The 13,896-nt window shown below is 73.1% G+C and carries 6 protein-coding genes and 6 pseudogenes; all 12 read left to right on the plus strand.

Annotation, left to right across the window (positions count from 1 at the left end; all coding sequences use genetic code 11):
• The first annotated feature begins 4 nt into the window (after positions 1–4).
• The 12 genes and pseudogenes from L2X98_RS00370 to L2X98_RS00425 all read left to right on the plus strand — a co-directional run bounded on the left by L2X98_RS00370 (position 5) and on the right by L2X98_RS00425 (position 13,894).
• Complete coding sequence (locus tag L2X98_RS00370; RefSeq protein ID WP_259611995.1) at positions 5–1,318, plus strand: dihydroorotase; 1,314 nt, start codon at positions 5–7, stop codon at positions 1,316–1,318.
• Positions 1,315–1,680, plus strand: a complete 366-nt coding sequence (locus tag L2X98_RS00375) for a hypothetical protein (RefSeq protein ID WP_259611996.1) — start codon at positions 1,315–1,317, stop codon at positions 1,678–1,680. The genes L2X98_RS00370 and L2X98_RS00375 overlap by 4 nt, the downstream gene beginning before the upstream one ends.
• Complete coding sequence (locus L2X98_RS00380; RefSeq protein ID WP_494337249.1) at positions 1,589–1,822, plus strand: PH-like domain-containing protein; 234 nt, start codon at positions 1,589–1,591, stop codon at positions 1,820–1,822. The genes L2X98_RS00375 and L2X98_RS00380 overlap by 92 nt, the downstream gene beginning before the upstream one ends.
• A pseudogene (carA, locus tag L2X98_RS00385) lies at positions 1,819–2,972 on the plus strand (glutamine-hydrolyzing carbamoyl-phosphate synthase small subunit). The gene L2X98_RS00380 and the pseudogene carA overlap by 4 nt, the downstream one beginning before the upstream one ends.
• A pseudogene (gene carB, locus L2X98_RS00390) lies at positions 2,972–6,267 on the plus strand (carbamoyl-phosphate synthase large subunit). Before carA ends, carB begins: the two co-directional pseudogenes overlap by 1 nt.
• Positions 6,264–7,097 carry an orotidine-5'-phosphate decarboxylase gene (gene pyrF, locus L2X98_RS00395; protein WP_274638279.1) on the plus strand — a complete coding sequence of 278 codons (834 nt, stop codon included), beginning with the start codon at positions 6,264–6,266 and terminating at the stop codon, positions 7,095–7,097. Before carB ends, pyrF begins: the two are co-directional and overlap by 4 nt.
• Complete coding sequence (gene gmk, locus L2X98_RS00400) at positions 7,090–7,986, plus strand: guanylate kinase (protein WP_259611998.1); 897 nt, start codon at positions 7,090–7,092, stop codon at positions 7,984–7,986. The genes pyrF and gmk overlap by 8 nt, the downstream gene beginning before the upstream one ends.
• A gap of 86 nt (positions 7,987–8,072) precedes the next feature.
• Positions 8,073–8,327 carry a DNA-directed RNA polymerase subunit omega gene (gene rpoZ, locus L2X98_RS00405; RefSeq protein ID WP_259611999.1) on the plus strand — a complete coding sequence of 85 codons (255 nt, stop codon included), beginning with the start codon at positions 8,073–8,075 and terminating at the stop codon, positions 8,325–8,327.
• Between the two features lie 96 nt (positions 8,328–8,423).
• Positions 8,424–9,609 (plus strand): annotated as a pseudogene (gene metK / locus L2X98_RS00410) (methionine adenosyltransferase).
• A 90-nt stretch (positions 9,610–9,699) separates the two neighbouring features.
• Positions 9,700–11,451: pseudogene (locus tag L2X98_RS22590) on the plus strand (primosomal protein N' family DNA-binding protein); the annotation flags it as partial.
• 158 nt (positions 11,452–11,609) lie between these two features.
• A pseudogene (gene fmt, locus L2X98_RS00420) lies at positions 11,610–12,531 on the plus strand (methionyl-tRNA formyltransferase).
• Positions 12,489–13,894, plus strand: a pseudogene (locus L2X98_RS00425) (RsmB/NOP family class I SAM-dependent RNA methyltransferase). The pseudogenes fmt and L2X98_RS00425 overlap by 43 nt, the downstream one beginning before the upstream one ends.
• Positions 13,895–13,896 lie beyond the last annotated feature (2 nt).

The raw sequence follows: 13,896 nt of genomic DNA on the forward strand, positions 1-13,896 counted from the left end.
CACGATGACCGAGGTCCTCCTGATCCGCGGCGCACGGATCGAGGGCGGCGAGACCGCCGACATCCTGATCGACGGTGCGCGCATCGCCGAGGTCGGCGTGGGGCTCACGCACGCCGGCGCCCGCGAGATCGACGCGGCGGGGCTGCTGGCACTGCCCGGCCTGGTCGATCTGCACACCCACCTGCGCGAACCCGGGTACGAGGCATCCGAGACGGTGCTCACCGGGTCGAGGGCGGCCGCCGCGGGCGGCTATACCGCGATCTTCGCGATGCCCAACACCTCGCCGGTCGCCGACACCGCCGGCGTGGTCGAGCAGGAGCTGGCGCTCGGCGAGGCCGCCGGCCTGGTCACGGTGCAGCCGATCGGCGCGGTCACGGTGGGGCAGAACGGCGAGCGCCTCGCCGAGCTCGGCGCCATGGCCTCGTCCCGCGCCCGGGTCCGGGTGTTCAGCGACGACGGCTTCTGCGTCGCCGACCCGCTGATCATGCGCCGGGCCCTGGAGTACGTGAAGGCGTTCGACGGCGTCATCGCCCAGCACGCCCAGGACCCGCGCCTGACCGAGGGTGCCCAGATGAACGAGGGCACCGTCTCGGCGGAACTGGGCCTTGCCGGCTGGCCGGCGGTGGCCGAGGAGTCGATCATCGCCCGCGACGTGCTGCTGGCCGAGCACGTCGGCTCGCGCCTGCACGTGTGCCATCTGTCCACCGCCGGGTCGGTGGACCTGATCCGGTGGGCGAAGAAGCGCGGCATCGCCGTGACCGCCGAGGTCACGCCGCACCACCTGCTGCTGACCGACGAGCTGGTCCGCGGCTATGACGCGCGGTACAAGGTCAACCCGCCGCTGCGCCGGGACGAGGACGTGCAGGCCGTGCGCGAGGGGCTGGCCGACGGCACGATCGACATCGTCGCCACCGACCACGCGCCGCATCCCGCCGAGGCCAAGGCGTGCGAGTGGCAGGCCGCCGCCAACGGGATGGTCGGATTGGAGTCGGCCCTGCGGGTCGTGCACAGCGCCATGGTCCAGACCGGGCTGCTGGACTGGCCGGACGTGGCCCGGGTGATGTCGCGCACGCCCGCGCGCATCGGGCGGCTCGCCGGACACGGACGGCCGATCGCGGCCGGCGAGCCGGCCGAGCTGACCCTGTACGACCCGGCCGCCGGCGGGGTCTTCACCGCATCCGACCTGCACGGGCGCAGCGACAACTCCCCGTACCTGGGACGGGAGCTGCCCGGTCGCGTCATGTGGACCGTCCACCGGGGCACCGCGACCATCGCGGACGGCATCGCGGTCGAGCCGACGGAATCGGTGCCGGCATGAGCCGCGAGGGCGCGCTGCTGATCGTGGTCGCGATCGCCATCGTCGCGATCGGGCTGATGGCGTGGGGCTGGTGGCGACGTACGCGGCGCGACGCCGCGCTGACCGCCCCGCACGACACGCTGCCCGCCGATGCGACGTTCGCCGCCTACAACGGCCTGTACGTGGCCACGACGGCGCACGACCAGCCTCTGGAACGCCTCGCGATCCGCGGGCTCGGGCTTGCGCTCGAAGGCGGTGATCCGGGTCGGCGAGGCCGGCGTCGCGCTGGAGATGCCCGGGCAGGACACCATCGCGCTGTCCGCCGCGCGCCTGGTCGATGTCGGCCGGGCCACCGTCGCCATCGACCGCGTGGTCGAACATGACGGGCTGACCCGGCTGAGCTGGCGCACCGACGCCGGCCCGGTCGTGGACAGCTATCTGAGACCGCAGGACGCCTCCGCCACGGCGCTGACCGAGGCCATCCGCCCCCTGATCACGACTCCCGAGACAGGATCCGCCGCATGACACTGAACACCGACCCCGCCGTCCTCGTCCTCGAAGACGGCACCCGCCACCGCGGCCGCGCCTACGGCGCCCGTGGCACGACACTGGGCGAGGTGGTCTTCTCCACCGGCATGACCGGGTACCAGGAGACCCTCACGGACCCGTCCTACGCCGGCCAGATCGTGCTGCAGACCGCACCGCACATCGGCAACACCGGGATGAACGACGAAGACCCCGAGTCCCGCCGAATCTGGGTCGCCGGGTACATCGTCCGCGACCCCTCCCGGGTGGTGTCCAACTGGCGCGCGACCACGTCCCTGGATGCGGCGCTGGAACAGGATGCCGTGGTCGGCATCAGCGGGGTGGACACCCGCGCGGTGACCCGCCACATCCGCTCCGCCGGCAGCATGCGCGGCGGGATCTTCTCCGGGATGCTGCGGTCCTGGACGCGCAGGAGCAGCTGCGCATCGTCCGCGAGGCCCCCGCGATGGCCGGCCAGAACCTGTCCGCCGCGGTCTCGATCACCGCCAGCGCGGTGACCGCCGCGCAGGGGGAGAAGATCGGCAACCTCGCCGTGCTCGACCTCGGGATCAAGCAGGCCACCGTCGACAACCTCGCCCGCCGCGGGTTCGAGGTGCACCTGCTCCCGCAGGACGCCACGTTCGAGGCGATCGCGGCCATCGACCCGGTCGGGGTGTTCTACTCCAACGGGCCCGGCGACCCCGCGGCATCCGATGAGCACGTCGCCCTGCTGCGCGCCGTCCTCGACGACGGTCTGCCGTTCTTCGGCATCTGCTTCGGCAACCAGCTGCTCGGCCGCGCGCTCGGCTTCGGCACCTACAAGCTGCCGTTCGGCCACCGCGGCATCAACCAGCCGGTGCTGGACCGCCAGACCGGCCGGGTGGAGATCACCGCGCACAACCACGGCTTCGCCGTCGACGTCCCCCGCGACGGGGCTGTGGACAGCCCGAACGGGTACGGCCGGGTCGAGGTCAGCCACATCGGGCTGAACGACGATGTGGTCGAGGGCCTGCGGGCCCTGGACATCCCCGCCTTCTCGGTGCAGTACCACCCCGAGGCGGCGGGCGGACCGCACGACGCCAACTATCTGTTCGACCGCTTCGCGGAGATGGTCACCGCGCACCTCGACTCGAAGAAGGACGCCCACTGATGCCCAAGCGCGACGACATCTCCTCCGTCCTGGTCATCGGCTCGGGTCCGATCGTGATCGGACAGGCCTGTGAGTTCGACTACTCCGGCACCCAGGCCTGCCGCGTGCTGCAGGCCGAGGGGGTGCGGGTGATCCTGGTCAACTCCAACCCGGCCACGATCATGACCGACCCCGACTTCGCCGACGCCACCTACATCGAGCCGATCACCCCCGAGGTGATCGAGACGATCATCGCGAAGGAGCGGCCCGACGCGATCCTGCCGACCCTGGGCGGGCAGACCGCGCTGAACGCCGCGATGGCCCTGTACGAGGCCGGCATCCTGGACAAGTACGACGTCGAGCTGATCGGCGCCCGCCCCGAAGCGATCGAGAAGGGCGAGAACCGACAGATCTTCAAGGAGCTCGTGCTGGAGTCGGGCGCGGATGTCGCCGCCTCGCGCATCTGCCACACCATGGACGAGGTGCTCGCCGGCGCGGCCGAGCTCGGCTACCCGCTCGTGGTGCGCCCGAGCTTCACCATGGGGGGCCTCGGGTCCGGGTTCGCCTACGACGAGCGCGACCTGCGCCGGATCGCCGGAGCAGGGCTGCACGACTCGCCCACGCACGAGGTGCTCCTGGAGGAGTCGATCCTCGGGTGGAAGGAGTACGAGCTCGAGCTCATGCGCGACACCGCCGACAACACGGTCGTGGTCTGCTCGATCGAGAACGTCGACCCGGTCGGCGTGCACACCGGCGACTCGATCACGGTCGCCCCGGCGCTGACCCTCACCGACCGCGAGTTCCAGAAGCTGCGCGACATCGGGATCGACATCATCCGGCGGGTGGGGGTCGACACGGGGGGCTGCAACATCCAGTTCGCCATCGACCCGGCCGACGGGCGGATCATCGTCATCGAGATGAACCCGCGCGTGTCGCGGTCCTCGGCGCTCGCGTCCAAGGCCACCGGGTTCCCGATCGCCAAGATCGCCGCGAAGCTCGCGATCGGCTACCGCCTGGACGAGATCCCCAACGACATCACCCGGGTGACGCCGGCCAGCTTCGAGCCCACGCTGGACTACGTGGTCGTGAAGGTGCCCCGGTTCAACTTCGAGAAGTTCCCGGCCGCCGACGCGACGCTGACGACCACCATGAAGTCGGTCGGCGAGGCGATGGCGATCGGCCGCAACTACACCACCGCACTGCAGAAGGCGCTGCGATCGCTGGAGAAGCGGGGCTCCAGCTTCCACTGGGGCGACGAGCCGCGGTCGGTCTCCGAACTGCTGCAGATCGCGCGGACGCCCACCGACGGCCGGATCGTGGTCGTGCAGGCAGGCGCTGCGCAAGGGCGCGACGGTGGCGGAGGCGTTCGAGGCGACGCAGATCGACCCGTGGTTCCTCGACCAGATGGTGCTGATCAACGAGGTCGCCGCGCACGTCGCGGCGGCGGACGAGCTGGATGTCCAGACCCTGCGCATCGCGAAGGACCATGGGTTCAGCGACGCGCAGATCGGCGAGCTGCGCGGCGTGTCCGAGGCCGAGGTGCGCGGCGTCCGCCACGCGCTGGACGTGCGTCCCGTCTACAAGACCGTCGACACCTGCGCGGGCGAGTTCCCGGCGCTCACGCCCTACCACTACTCCAGCTACGACACCGAGACCGAGGTGGCGCCGTCCGAGCGGACGAAGGTCGTCATCATCGGCTCCGGCCCGAACCGCATCGGGCAGGGCGTCGAGTTCGACTACTCCTGCGTGCACGCCTCGTTCGCGCTGTCGGACGCCGGCTTCGAGACGATCATGGTCAACTGCAACCCCGAGACCGTCTCGACCGACTACGACACCAGCGACCGGCTGTACTTCGAGCCGCTGACGCTGGAGGACGTGCTCGAGGTGCTGCACGCCGAGTCCCGGTCCGGGACCATCCTCGGCGTCATCTGCCAGCTCGGCGGCCAGACGCCGCTGGGGCTGGCGCAGGGCATCGAGGACGCCGGCTACACGATCCTGGGCACCAGCCCGGCCGCGATCGACCTCGCCGAGGAGCGCGGGCTGTTCAGCGGCATCCTCGACGACGCCGGGCTGGTCGCGCCGCGCCACGGCACCGCGATCGACGTCGAGGGGGCGGTCGCCGTCGCCGAGGACATCGGGTACCCGGTGCTGGTGCGCCCGAGCTTCGTGCTCGGCGGGCGCGGCATGGAGATCGTCTACGACACCCCGAGCGTGCGCGACTACTTCGTGCGCATCGGCGAGGCCGCCATCATCGGAGAAGGCAAGCCGCTGCTGGTGGACCGCTTCCTGGACGACGCGGTCGAGATCGATGTGGACGCGCTCTACGACGGCGACGAGCTGTTCATCGGCGGGATCATGGAGCACCTGGAGGAGGCCGGCATCCACTCCGGCGACTCCAGCTGCGCCCTGCCGCCGATGAGCCTGGGCCGCACCGAGATCGAACGGGTCCGGCAGGCCACGCTCGGGATCGCCGCCGGGGTCGGGGTGCGCGGTCTGCTGAACGTGCAGTTCGCCGTCAGCGCCGGCGTGCTGTATGTGATCGAGGCGAATCCGCGCGCCAGCCGCACGGTTCCCTTCGTCTCCAAGGCGCTGGGCACCCCGCTGGCCAAGGCGGCGGCCCGCATCATGGCGGGCACCTCGATCGCGGGGCTGCGCGCCGAGGGCCTGCTGCCGGCATCCGGCGACGGGTCGACCGTGCCGATCACCGCACCGGTCGCGGTCAAGGAGGCCGTGCTGCCGTTCAAGCGGTTCCGCACCGCCGAGGGCAAGACCGTCGATTCGGTGCTCGGCCCCGAGATGCGCTCGACCGGCGAGGTGATGGGTTTCGACCGCGACTTCCCGACCGCGTTCGCGAAGAGCCAGGCCGCGGCCTACGGCGGGATCCCGCGCAAGCGGGACGGTGTTCATCTCCGTCGCCGACTCGGACAAGCGGGCCGTGATCCTTCCCGCCCACCGGCTCGGCAGGCTCGGGTTCACCCTCACCGCCACCGAGGGCACCGCCGAGATCCTGCGCCGCAACGGGATCGCGGTCACCGAGGTGAACAAGTTCAGCCAGACCCAGGACACCGGCCAGCGCAATATCGTCGACCTGATCGACGAGGGCGAGATCGACATCGTCGTGAACACCCCGAGCGGCATGTCGGCGCGCGCCGACGGGTACGAGATCCGCGCCGCGGCGGTGGCCGCCGACAAGGCGCTGTTCACCACGATCGCGACCATCGGCGCCGCGGTCAGCGCGCTGGATGCGACCGGCGACGGATTCGAGGTGCGCAGCCTGCAGGAGTACGCCGCCGATCGGGCGGCGGTCCGGGCGTGACCGGATTCGGCGAGCGCACCCGGGCGGCGATCGGTCGGTTCGGGCCGCTGTGCGTGGGCATCGACCCGCACCCCTCGCTGCTGTCCGCATGGGGACGGGACCAGACCGCCGCGGGAGCGCGGGACTTCGGTCTGCGGGTGGTGGATGCCGCGGCCGGCCGGGTCGGATTCGTGAAACCGCAGGTGTCGTTCTTCGAGCGGTACGGGTCGACCGGCTTCGCCGCGCTCGAAGACGTGCTGCACGCCGGCCGCGAGGCCGGGCTGGTCGTGATCGGCGACGCGAAGCGCGGCGACATCGGCTCGACCATGGACGCCTACGCGGACGCCTGGCTCACCCCGGGTGCGCCGCTGGAGGTCGACGCCGTGACGGCGAACCCGTTCCTGGGCGTGGAGACGCTGTCCGGCGCGTTCGCCCTGGCCGAGGCGGGTGACAAGGGGGTGCTGGTGCTGGCCGCCACCAGCAATCCGGACGCGTTCGGGCCGCAGCGCTCCCGCCGCGCGGACGGGCGGACCGTCTCGGGCGGGATCGTCGCCGAGGTGTCCGCCCGCAACGCGCAGCGCACGGCCGCGGGGGAGTGGGGCGACCTCGGCTTCGTGATCGGCGCGACCGTCGACTGGGACGACGCCGGGCTGGCCGTGCCCGCGCCGCTCGCGCCGATCCTGGCACCCGGGTTCGGCCATCAGGGTGTGGCGCCCGGCGACCTGGCGGGCCGCTTCGGCTCGGCGGCGTCGGCCGTCATCGCCAGCGAGAGCCGCAGTATCCTGAGCGTCGGCCCCGACGACCTGGCCGCCCATATCCGCACGCGCGCAGAGGAGTATCTCCGTGGTTGACGCCCAGCATCCCCCCGAGGTCGACCGGCTGGCCGCCTCGCAGAAGGCGATCGCGGCGCGGCGCGCCCGGGCGAGCCTGAAGCGCGACCTGACCACCCGGGTGGTGACCGGGCAGGATGTGCTGCGCCGCGCGCAGCACGAGACGGGCGGGCCGGCGGCCACGCTGCGCGTGACCGAGTTCCTCACCGCACTGCCGGCCATCGGCGAAGGCAAGCGCGACCGGATCCTGGCCGAACTGGGCATCTCGCCGGTCAAACGGCTCGGCGGGCTGGGCGTGCGGCAGCGTCACGCGCTCGGCGACTGGCTCGGGGGCCGCTTCCCGGAGCCGACGCCGCGCATCGGCCGCAGCCGGCTGCTCGTCCTGGCTGGTCCGACCGCGGTCGGAAAGGGGACCGTGGCCGCGCAGATCCAGCAGGCCCACCCCGAGATCCTGCTGTCGGTCTCGGCCACGACGCGGCCGCCGCGGCCGGGCGAGGTCGACGGCACGCACTACTTCTTCGTCGACGACGCGGCCTTCGACCGGATGGTCGCGGACGGCGAGCTGCTCGAGCACGCCACCGTGCACAACAAGTACCGCTACGGCACCCCGCGCGCCCCGATCGAAGAGGCGCTGCGGTCCGGCCGCACCGTGCTGCTGGAGATCGATCTGCAGGGGGCGCGTCAGGTGCGCGAGGCGGAGCCGTCCGCCACGCTGGTGTTCCTGCTGCCGCCCAGCTGGGACGAGCTGGTGCACCGCCTGGTCGGCCGTGGCACCGAGGACGCCGAGGAGCGCGCACGTCGCCTGCGCACGGCGAAGGGCGAACTGGCCGCACAGGCCGAGTTCGACTACCGCGTCGTCAACGACGATGTGGCCCGCGCCGCCGCCGAAGTCGCCGCCCTCGCCCGCTGAGCGGCCGCTGCGCCGGCACCCGGACGCCACCCGGTAGACTGGGTGATGGCGTCTTCGCACACCCGTCCCTCAACCAGGAGGTCCCCATGGCCGGAACGAACCAGGGCATCATCGACCCGCCCATCGACAACCTGCTCGAGAAGGTCGACTCGAAGTACCAGCTGGTCATCTACGCATCCAAGCGGGCGCGCCAGATCAACGACTACTACTCGGATCTGCACGAGGGCAACCTGTTCGACAACGTCGGACCGCTGGTCGACTCGACCGTCGAGGACAAGGCGCTGACCATCGCGCTGCACGAGATCAACGAGGACAAGCTCCGCCTGCGCCAGGCCGAGTAGTCTGACGTCTCGGTGCCCCCGGTCCACGGAGTGTCCGCGGCCGGGGGCATACTGATGCCCGTCCGCCTTCGCACCTTTGGAGCATGATGCCGCAGCTTGCGCCTGTTCACGTCCGAGTCCGTCACCGAGGGGCATCCGGACAAGATCTGCGATCAGATCTCGGACAGCATCCTCGACGAACTGCTGGCGAAGGACCCGGGCAGCCGCGTCGCCGTCGAGACGCTCGTGACCACGGGCCTCGTGCACGTGGCCGGCGAGGTGCGCACCGAGGCGTGGGCGGATGTCCCGGGCACGGTGCGGGCGGTCGTGAACCGGATCGGCTACACCTCGAGCGAGACCGGCTTCGACGGCGACTCGTGCGGGGTGAGCGTGTCGATCGGCGAGCAGTCCAGCGACATCGCGGCCGGCGTCGACCGGGCACTGGAACACCGCGACGACGGGTCGACCGATCCCAACGACGAGCTCGGCGCCGGCGACCAGGGCATCATGTTCGGCTACGCCACCACCGAGACCCCGCAGCTCATGCCCATCACGGCCTGGACCGCGCACCGGCTGGCCGAGCGGCTCAGCGACGCGCGTCGCAGCGAGGCGCTGCCGTTCCTGCGCCCGGACGGCAAGACCCAGGTGACGGTGGGCTTCGAGGGCGACATCCCGCGCACGATCGAGACCGTGGTGCTGTCCACCCAGCATCACCCGGAGATCTCCATGGCCGCGCTGCGCGCGGCGGTACGCGCCGAGGTCATCGATCCGGTGCTCGAGGCGACCGGTCTGGACGCCTCGCACGCCGAGTTCTACATCAACCCGGCGGGGCCGTTCGTGATCGGCGGCCCCAAGGGCGACGCGGGCCTGACCGGCCGGAAGATCATCATCGACACCTACGGCGGTGCGGCACGGCACGGCGGAGGCGCGTTCAGCGGAAAGGACCCGTCCAAGGTCGACCGCTCCGGTGCGTACGCGATGCGCTGGGTCGCCAAGAACGCCGTCGCCGCGGGCTTTGCCGAACGGCTCGAGCTCGCAGGTCGCCTACGCGATCGGAAAGGCGAGCCCGGTCGGCCTCTATGTCGAGACGTTCGGCACCGGCACCCTGCCGGATGAGGACATCACACGCGCCATCCGCGAAGTGTTCGATCTGCGCCCGCGGGCCATCATCGCGCAGCTCGACCTGCTGCGTCCCATCTATGCGCAGACCGCCGCGTACGGCCACTTCGGCCGTGAGCTGCCCGACTTCACCTGGGAGCGCACCGACCGCGTCGACGAGCTGCGCCGCGCCGCCGGGATCTGACATGCCCGCGCGCCACGTCGCCCGGGTGCTCGTGGACTCGCCGCTGCCGAGCTGGACCGGCTGCTGGACTATGCGATCCCCGACGAGCTGATCGCGGATGCCGTCGTCGGGGCGCGCGTCCGCGTCCCGCTGCGCGGGGCCGGGCGGCTCGTCGAGGCCTACGTCGTCGAGCGGGGCGAAGCAGATCCGGTCGACCGCCCGCTGTCCGAGCTGGACTCGGTCCTCTCCTCGGTCGCGGTCCTGCCCGCGCGGCTCTACACCCTGGCCCGCCGGGTCGCCGACCGCGCCGCCGGCGGTGCCGTCGACATCCTCCGCCTGGCGATCCCCAAGCGCATGGTGCGCGCCGAGAAGACCTGGCTGGCCGCTCCCGCCCCGAGCGTCCCCGAGGTCGCCGCCGACGCGCTGACGCGCGCGCGGACGCTCCTCGGCGAGTTCCCCGGGCTGGGCGCGCGGCTCGACGAACGCGGCAGGGTCGCGCTGGACGCGCCGCCGCGCATCGTGCGCACACCGGCGGGGGCGGATGTCGGCGCGTGGGCGCTGCTGCTGGCCGCCGCCGCGGCCGTCGCACTGGCCGACGGGCGCAGCACGGTCCTGGTGGCCCCCGACCACCGCGACCAGGAGCAGCTGCTGGCGGCATTGGCGGCGCTGGCTCCGGCAGGAGCCGTGGTCCGCGCCGACGCCCGCCGCTCCGGGCCGGAGCGGTACGCCGGGTACCTGCGCATCCTCGCCGAGGTCCCCTGCATCGTCGTCGGCAGCAGGTCGGCCGTCTACGCACCCGTCCACGCGCTCGGGCTGATCGCCCTGTGGGACGACGGCGATCCGCTGCTGGCCGAGCCGCTGAGCCCGGGCGTGCACGCACGCGACGCGGCACTGGTGCGGCAGGAGCTCGAGCCGTGTGCGCTCCTGTTCGCCGGACACACCCGCACGACCGATGTCCAGCGACTGGTCGAGGCGGGATGGGTGCACGAGGTCCCCGCGGCGCGCCGGGCGTCGCCGAAGGTCGTGCTGTCGGCGACCCGCGAGGGCGAATCGCGGGGCGCGCGCGTGCCGTCGGCGGCGTTCGCCGCCGCACGCGAGGCGCTGACGGCCGGACCGGTGCTGGTGCAGGTCGCGCGCCCCGGGTACGCGCCGTCGCTCGTGTGCGCCGCATGCCGGCACTCGGCGCGATGCCGGCACTGCGGCGGACCGCTGCACGCACGCCGTCACGGGGCCGTCCCGGACTGCACCTGGTGCGGGCGCTCGGCCACCGGCTGGACCTGCGCATCGTGCGGCGGATCCGCCGTGCGGATGGCATCCTCGGGCACCGAGCGCACCGCCGACGAGCTGGGCCGGGCCTTCCCCGGGACCCGGGTCATCCTCGCCGACGGCGATCACCCGGTCACCGCCGTCGACGGCCGCCCCGCGCTGGTGATCGCCACCCGCGGTGCCGAGCCGATCGCCGCGGGCGGCTATCGGGCGGTCCTCCTGCTGGACGGGGACCGGATGCTGCAGACAGACGATCTGCGGATCGGCGAGTCCTGCCTGCGCTGGTGGTCGAACGCGGCCGCCCTCGCCGCTCCCGGCGCCCCCGTGCACCTGGTCGGGGTGGCCGGGCCGCTCGCGCGGGCCCTCGCGACCTGGACCCAGCCCGCCTATGCGCGGGCCGAGCTGGCCGAGCGGGCGCCGCTGCTGATGCCCCCGACGGTCCGCGTCGCGACGCTGGAGGGCACGGCGTTCGAGCTCGACGCGGCGCTGGCGGCCGTGCGGGCGGCGGTCCCGGAGCTGGCGGCGGATGCCGTCCTCGGGCCGGTCGTCGTGGAGGGCGCACAGACCCGCCGGGCGCTGCTGCGCTTCGGCTACGCCCAGGGCCGCGCGGTCGCCCATGCGCTGCGCGGCGCCGTGGTCACGGCGTCCCTGCGCAAGCCGGCGCCGGAAGAAGGGCACACCGCCCGGGCCGCGCAATACACTCAAAGTGCGCCTGGATGTGCTCGATCCCGAGCTGTGAATCCGAGAGGAGACCGATGCGCCTCGTCTTCGCCGGCACCCCCGAAGCCGCCGTTCCGTCGCTGCGACGACTCGCCGAGTCCGCGCACGAGATCGTGGCGGTGGTCACCCGTCCGGATGCCCCGCAGGGCCGCACACGGACGCTCGTGCCGTCGCCGGTGGCGGCTGCGGCCGAGGAGCTGGGACTGCCGGTGGTCAAGGTCTCCCGCCTGGATGCGGAGGCCACCGCCCGGCTGCAGGCACTGGCGCCGGAGCTCGGTGTGATCGTCGCCTACGGCGGCCTGGTGCGCGAGCCGCTGCTGTCGGCGCCGGCGCACGGATGGCTCAATCTGCACTTCTCGCTGCTTCCGCGCTGGCGGGGCGCCGCCCCTGTGCAGGCACGCGCTGATCGCCGGAGACCCGACGACGGGCGCGGCGGTGTTCCGGCTCGTGCCCGAGCTCGACGCCGGCGACGTGCTCGGCCGACTGGACTACGACATCCCGCCGGCGGCTACGGCCGCCGACGTCCTGGACGCGCTGGCGCACCGCGGCTCGTATCTGCTCGCCGAGACGGTGGATGCCGTGGCCGACAACACCGCGCAGGCGCATCCGCAGACCGGCGAGGTCACCCTGGCGCCCAAGCTCGTGCTGGAGGACGCGCGCCTGCGCTGGGACGAACCGGCCGAGGGCGTGCTGGCGCGCTGGCAGGGGACCACGCCCGAGCCCGGCGCGTTCACCACCGTCGACGGCGCCCGGCTGAAGATCCTCGCGCTGCGTCCCGCCGACCGGGACGTGCACCTGCCCCCGGGGAGGATCGCCCAGGAGGGCCGTGACATCCTCATCGGCACCGGCTCCGAGCCGGTGCTCGTCGAGCGGGTCCAGCCGGCGGGCCGGGGCGCGATGGGCGCGGCCGACTGGTGGCGCGGACTGCGGGCCGACGAGCCGGTGGCCGGCTCGTGACCGCCGCGACCGCCCGGAGCGTCGCGTACGAGGTGCTGCGGGCCGTGCACGCCGACGACGCGTACGCCAACCTGCTGTCGCCCGCCTCATCGTCCGCGCGGGGCTGAGCACGGCGGACGCGGCCCTCGCGACCGAGCTGGCCTACGGGACGCTGCGCCGACAGGGCACCTACGACGCCGTGATCGCCGCGGCATCCGATCGCCCCGTCAGCGAGATCGACCCGGCCGTGCAGGACGCGCTTGCGCCTCGGCGTGCACCAGCTGATGTCGACCCGGATCGCCTCGCACGCCGCGGTGAACGAGTCCGTGCAGCAGGTGCGCTCCAGCGGAGGACGATCCGTCGCCGGGTTCGCGAACGCCGTGCTGCGGCGGATCTCGCGGGACACGCCCGGCGAGTGGCTGGCCCGGATCGAACAGGATGCCCGATCCGACGACGAGCGGCTCTCGCTGCGCACCGCCCACCCGGTGTGGGTGATCCGGGCGATGCGGCGCGCGCTGGCCGCAGAGGGGCGCGCGGACGAGCTGGACGCGCTGCTGGATGCCGACAACCTGGCGCCGCGGGTCACGATGGTGGCGCTGCCCGGACTGGCCGAGATCCCGGCCGGGCTCGCGCGCACGCCCTCCTCGCCGTTCGGCTTCGTCCCCGGCTCGGGCGACCCCGAGCCGCTCGTCCGCACGTCCGGAGGGGTGCTGCGCGTCCAGGACGAGGGATCGCAGCTGGCCGCCCTCGCGCTGACGCGCGCCCAGCCGGTGCAGGACGGTGAGCGCTGGCTCGATCTGTGCGCCGGCCCGGGCGGCAAGACCGCCATCCTCGCCGCCGAAGCGGTCGCGCACGGCGCGCGGCTCGAGGCGAACGAGCTGGTCCCGGCGCGTGCCGGCCTCGTCCGCCGGGCGCTGGCCGGGGTGCCGGGCGAGGTCCCGGTCTCGGAGGAGGACGGGCGCACCCGCGCAGCATCCGCCCCCGGCGCGTACGACCGCATCCTGGTCGACGCGCCGTGCACCGGGCTGGGAGCGCTGCGCCGGCGACCCGAGGCGCGCTGGCGCAAGTCGCCGGCCGACCTGCCCGCGCTGACCGCGCTGCAGATCGAGCTGGTCTCGGCCGCGCTCGGCGCGCTTGCGCCCGGGGAGTGCTCGCCTACGTCACGTGCTCGCCGCACCTCGCCGAGACCACCGGGGTGCTCGCCGAGGTCCGCCGCGTCCACGACGGGACGTTCGAGGAGCTGGATGCCCGTGAGGCCGTCCGTTCCGTGGCGCGCGGGCCGATCGACCTGGCCGCCCCCGCCGACGGCTCCGGCCGCGCGCAGCTGTGGCCGCACCGACACGGCACCGACGCGATGTTCATCAGCCTGCTGCGGCGGGGCTGAGC

Source organism: Microbacterium elymi (genome assembly GCF_021582895.2).
Classification (GTDB): domain Bacteria; phylum Actinomycetota; class Actinomycetes; order Actinomycetales; family Microbacteriaceae; genus Microbacterium; species Microbacterium humicola.

What these genes read in the sequence shown, in the direction of transcription:
- L2X98_RS00370 (WP_259611995.1), top strand. Translation starts at nt 5, where the DNA reads ATGACCGAGGTCCTCCTGATCCGCGGCGCACGGATCGAGGGCGGCGAG.
- L2X98_RS00375 (WP_259611996.1), top strand. Translation starts at nt 1,315, where the DNA reads ATGAGCCGCGAGGGCGCGCTGCTGATCGTGGTCGCGATCGCCATCGTC.
- L2X98_RS00380 (WP_494337249.1), top strand. Translation starts at nt 1,589, where the DNA reads ATGCCCGGGCAGGACACCATCGCGCTGTCCGCCGCGCGCCTGGTCGAT.
- rpoZ (WP_259611999.1), top strand. Translation starts at nt 8,073, where the DNA reads ATGGCCGGAACGAACCAGGGCATCATCGACCCGCCCATCGACAACCTG.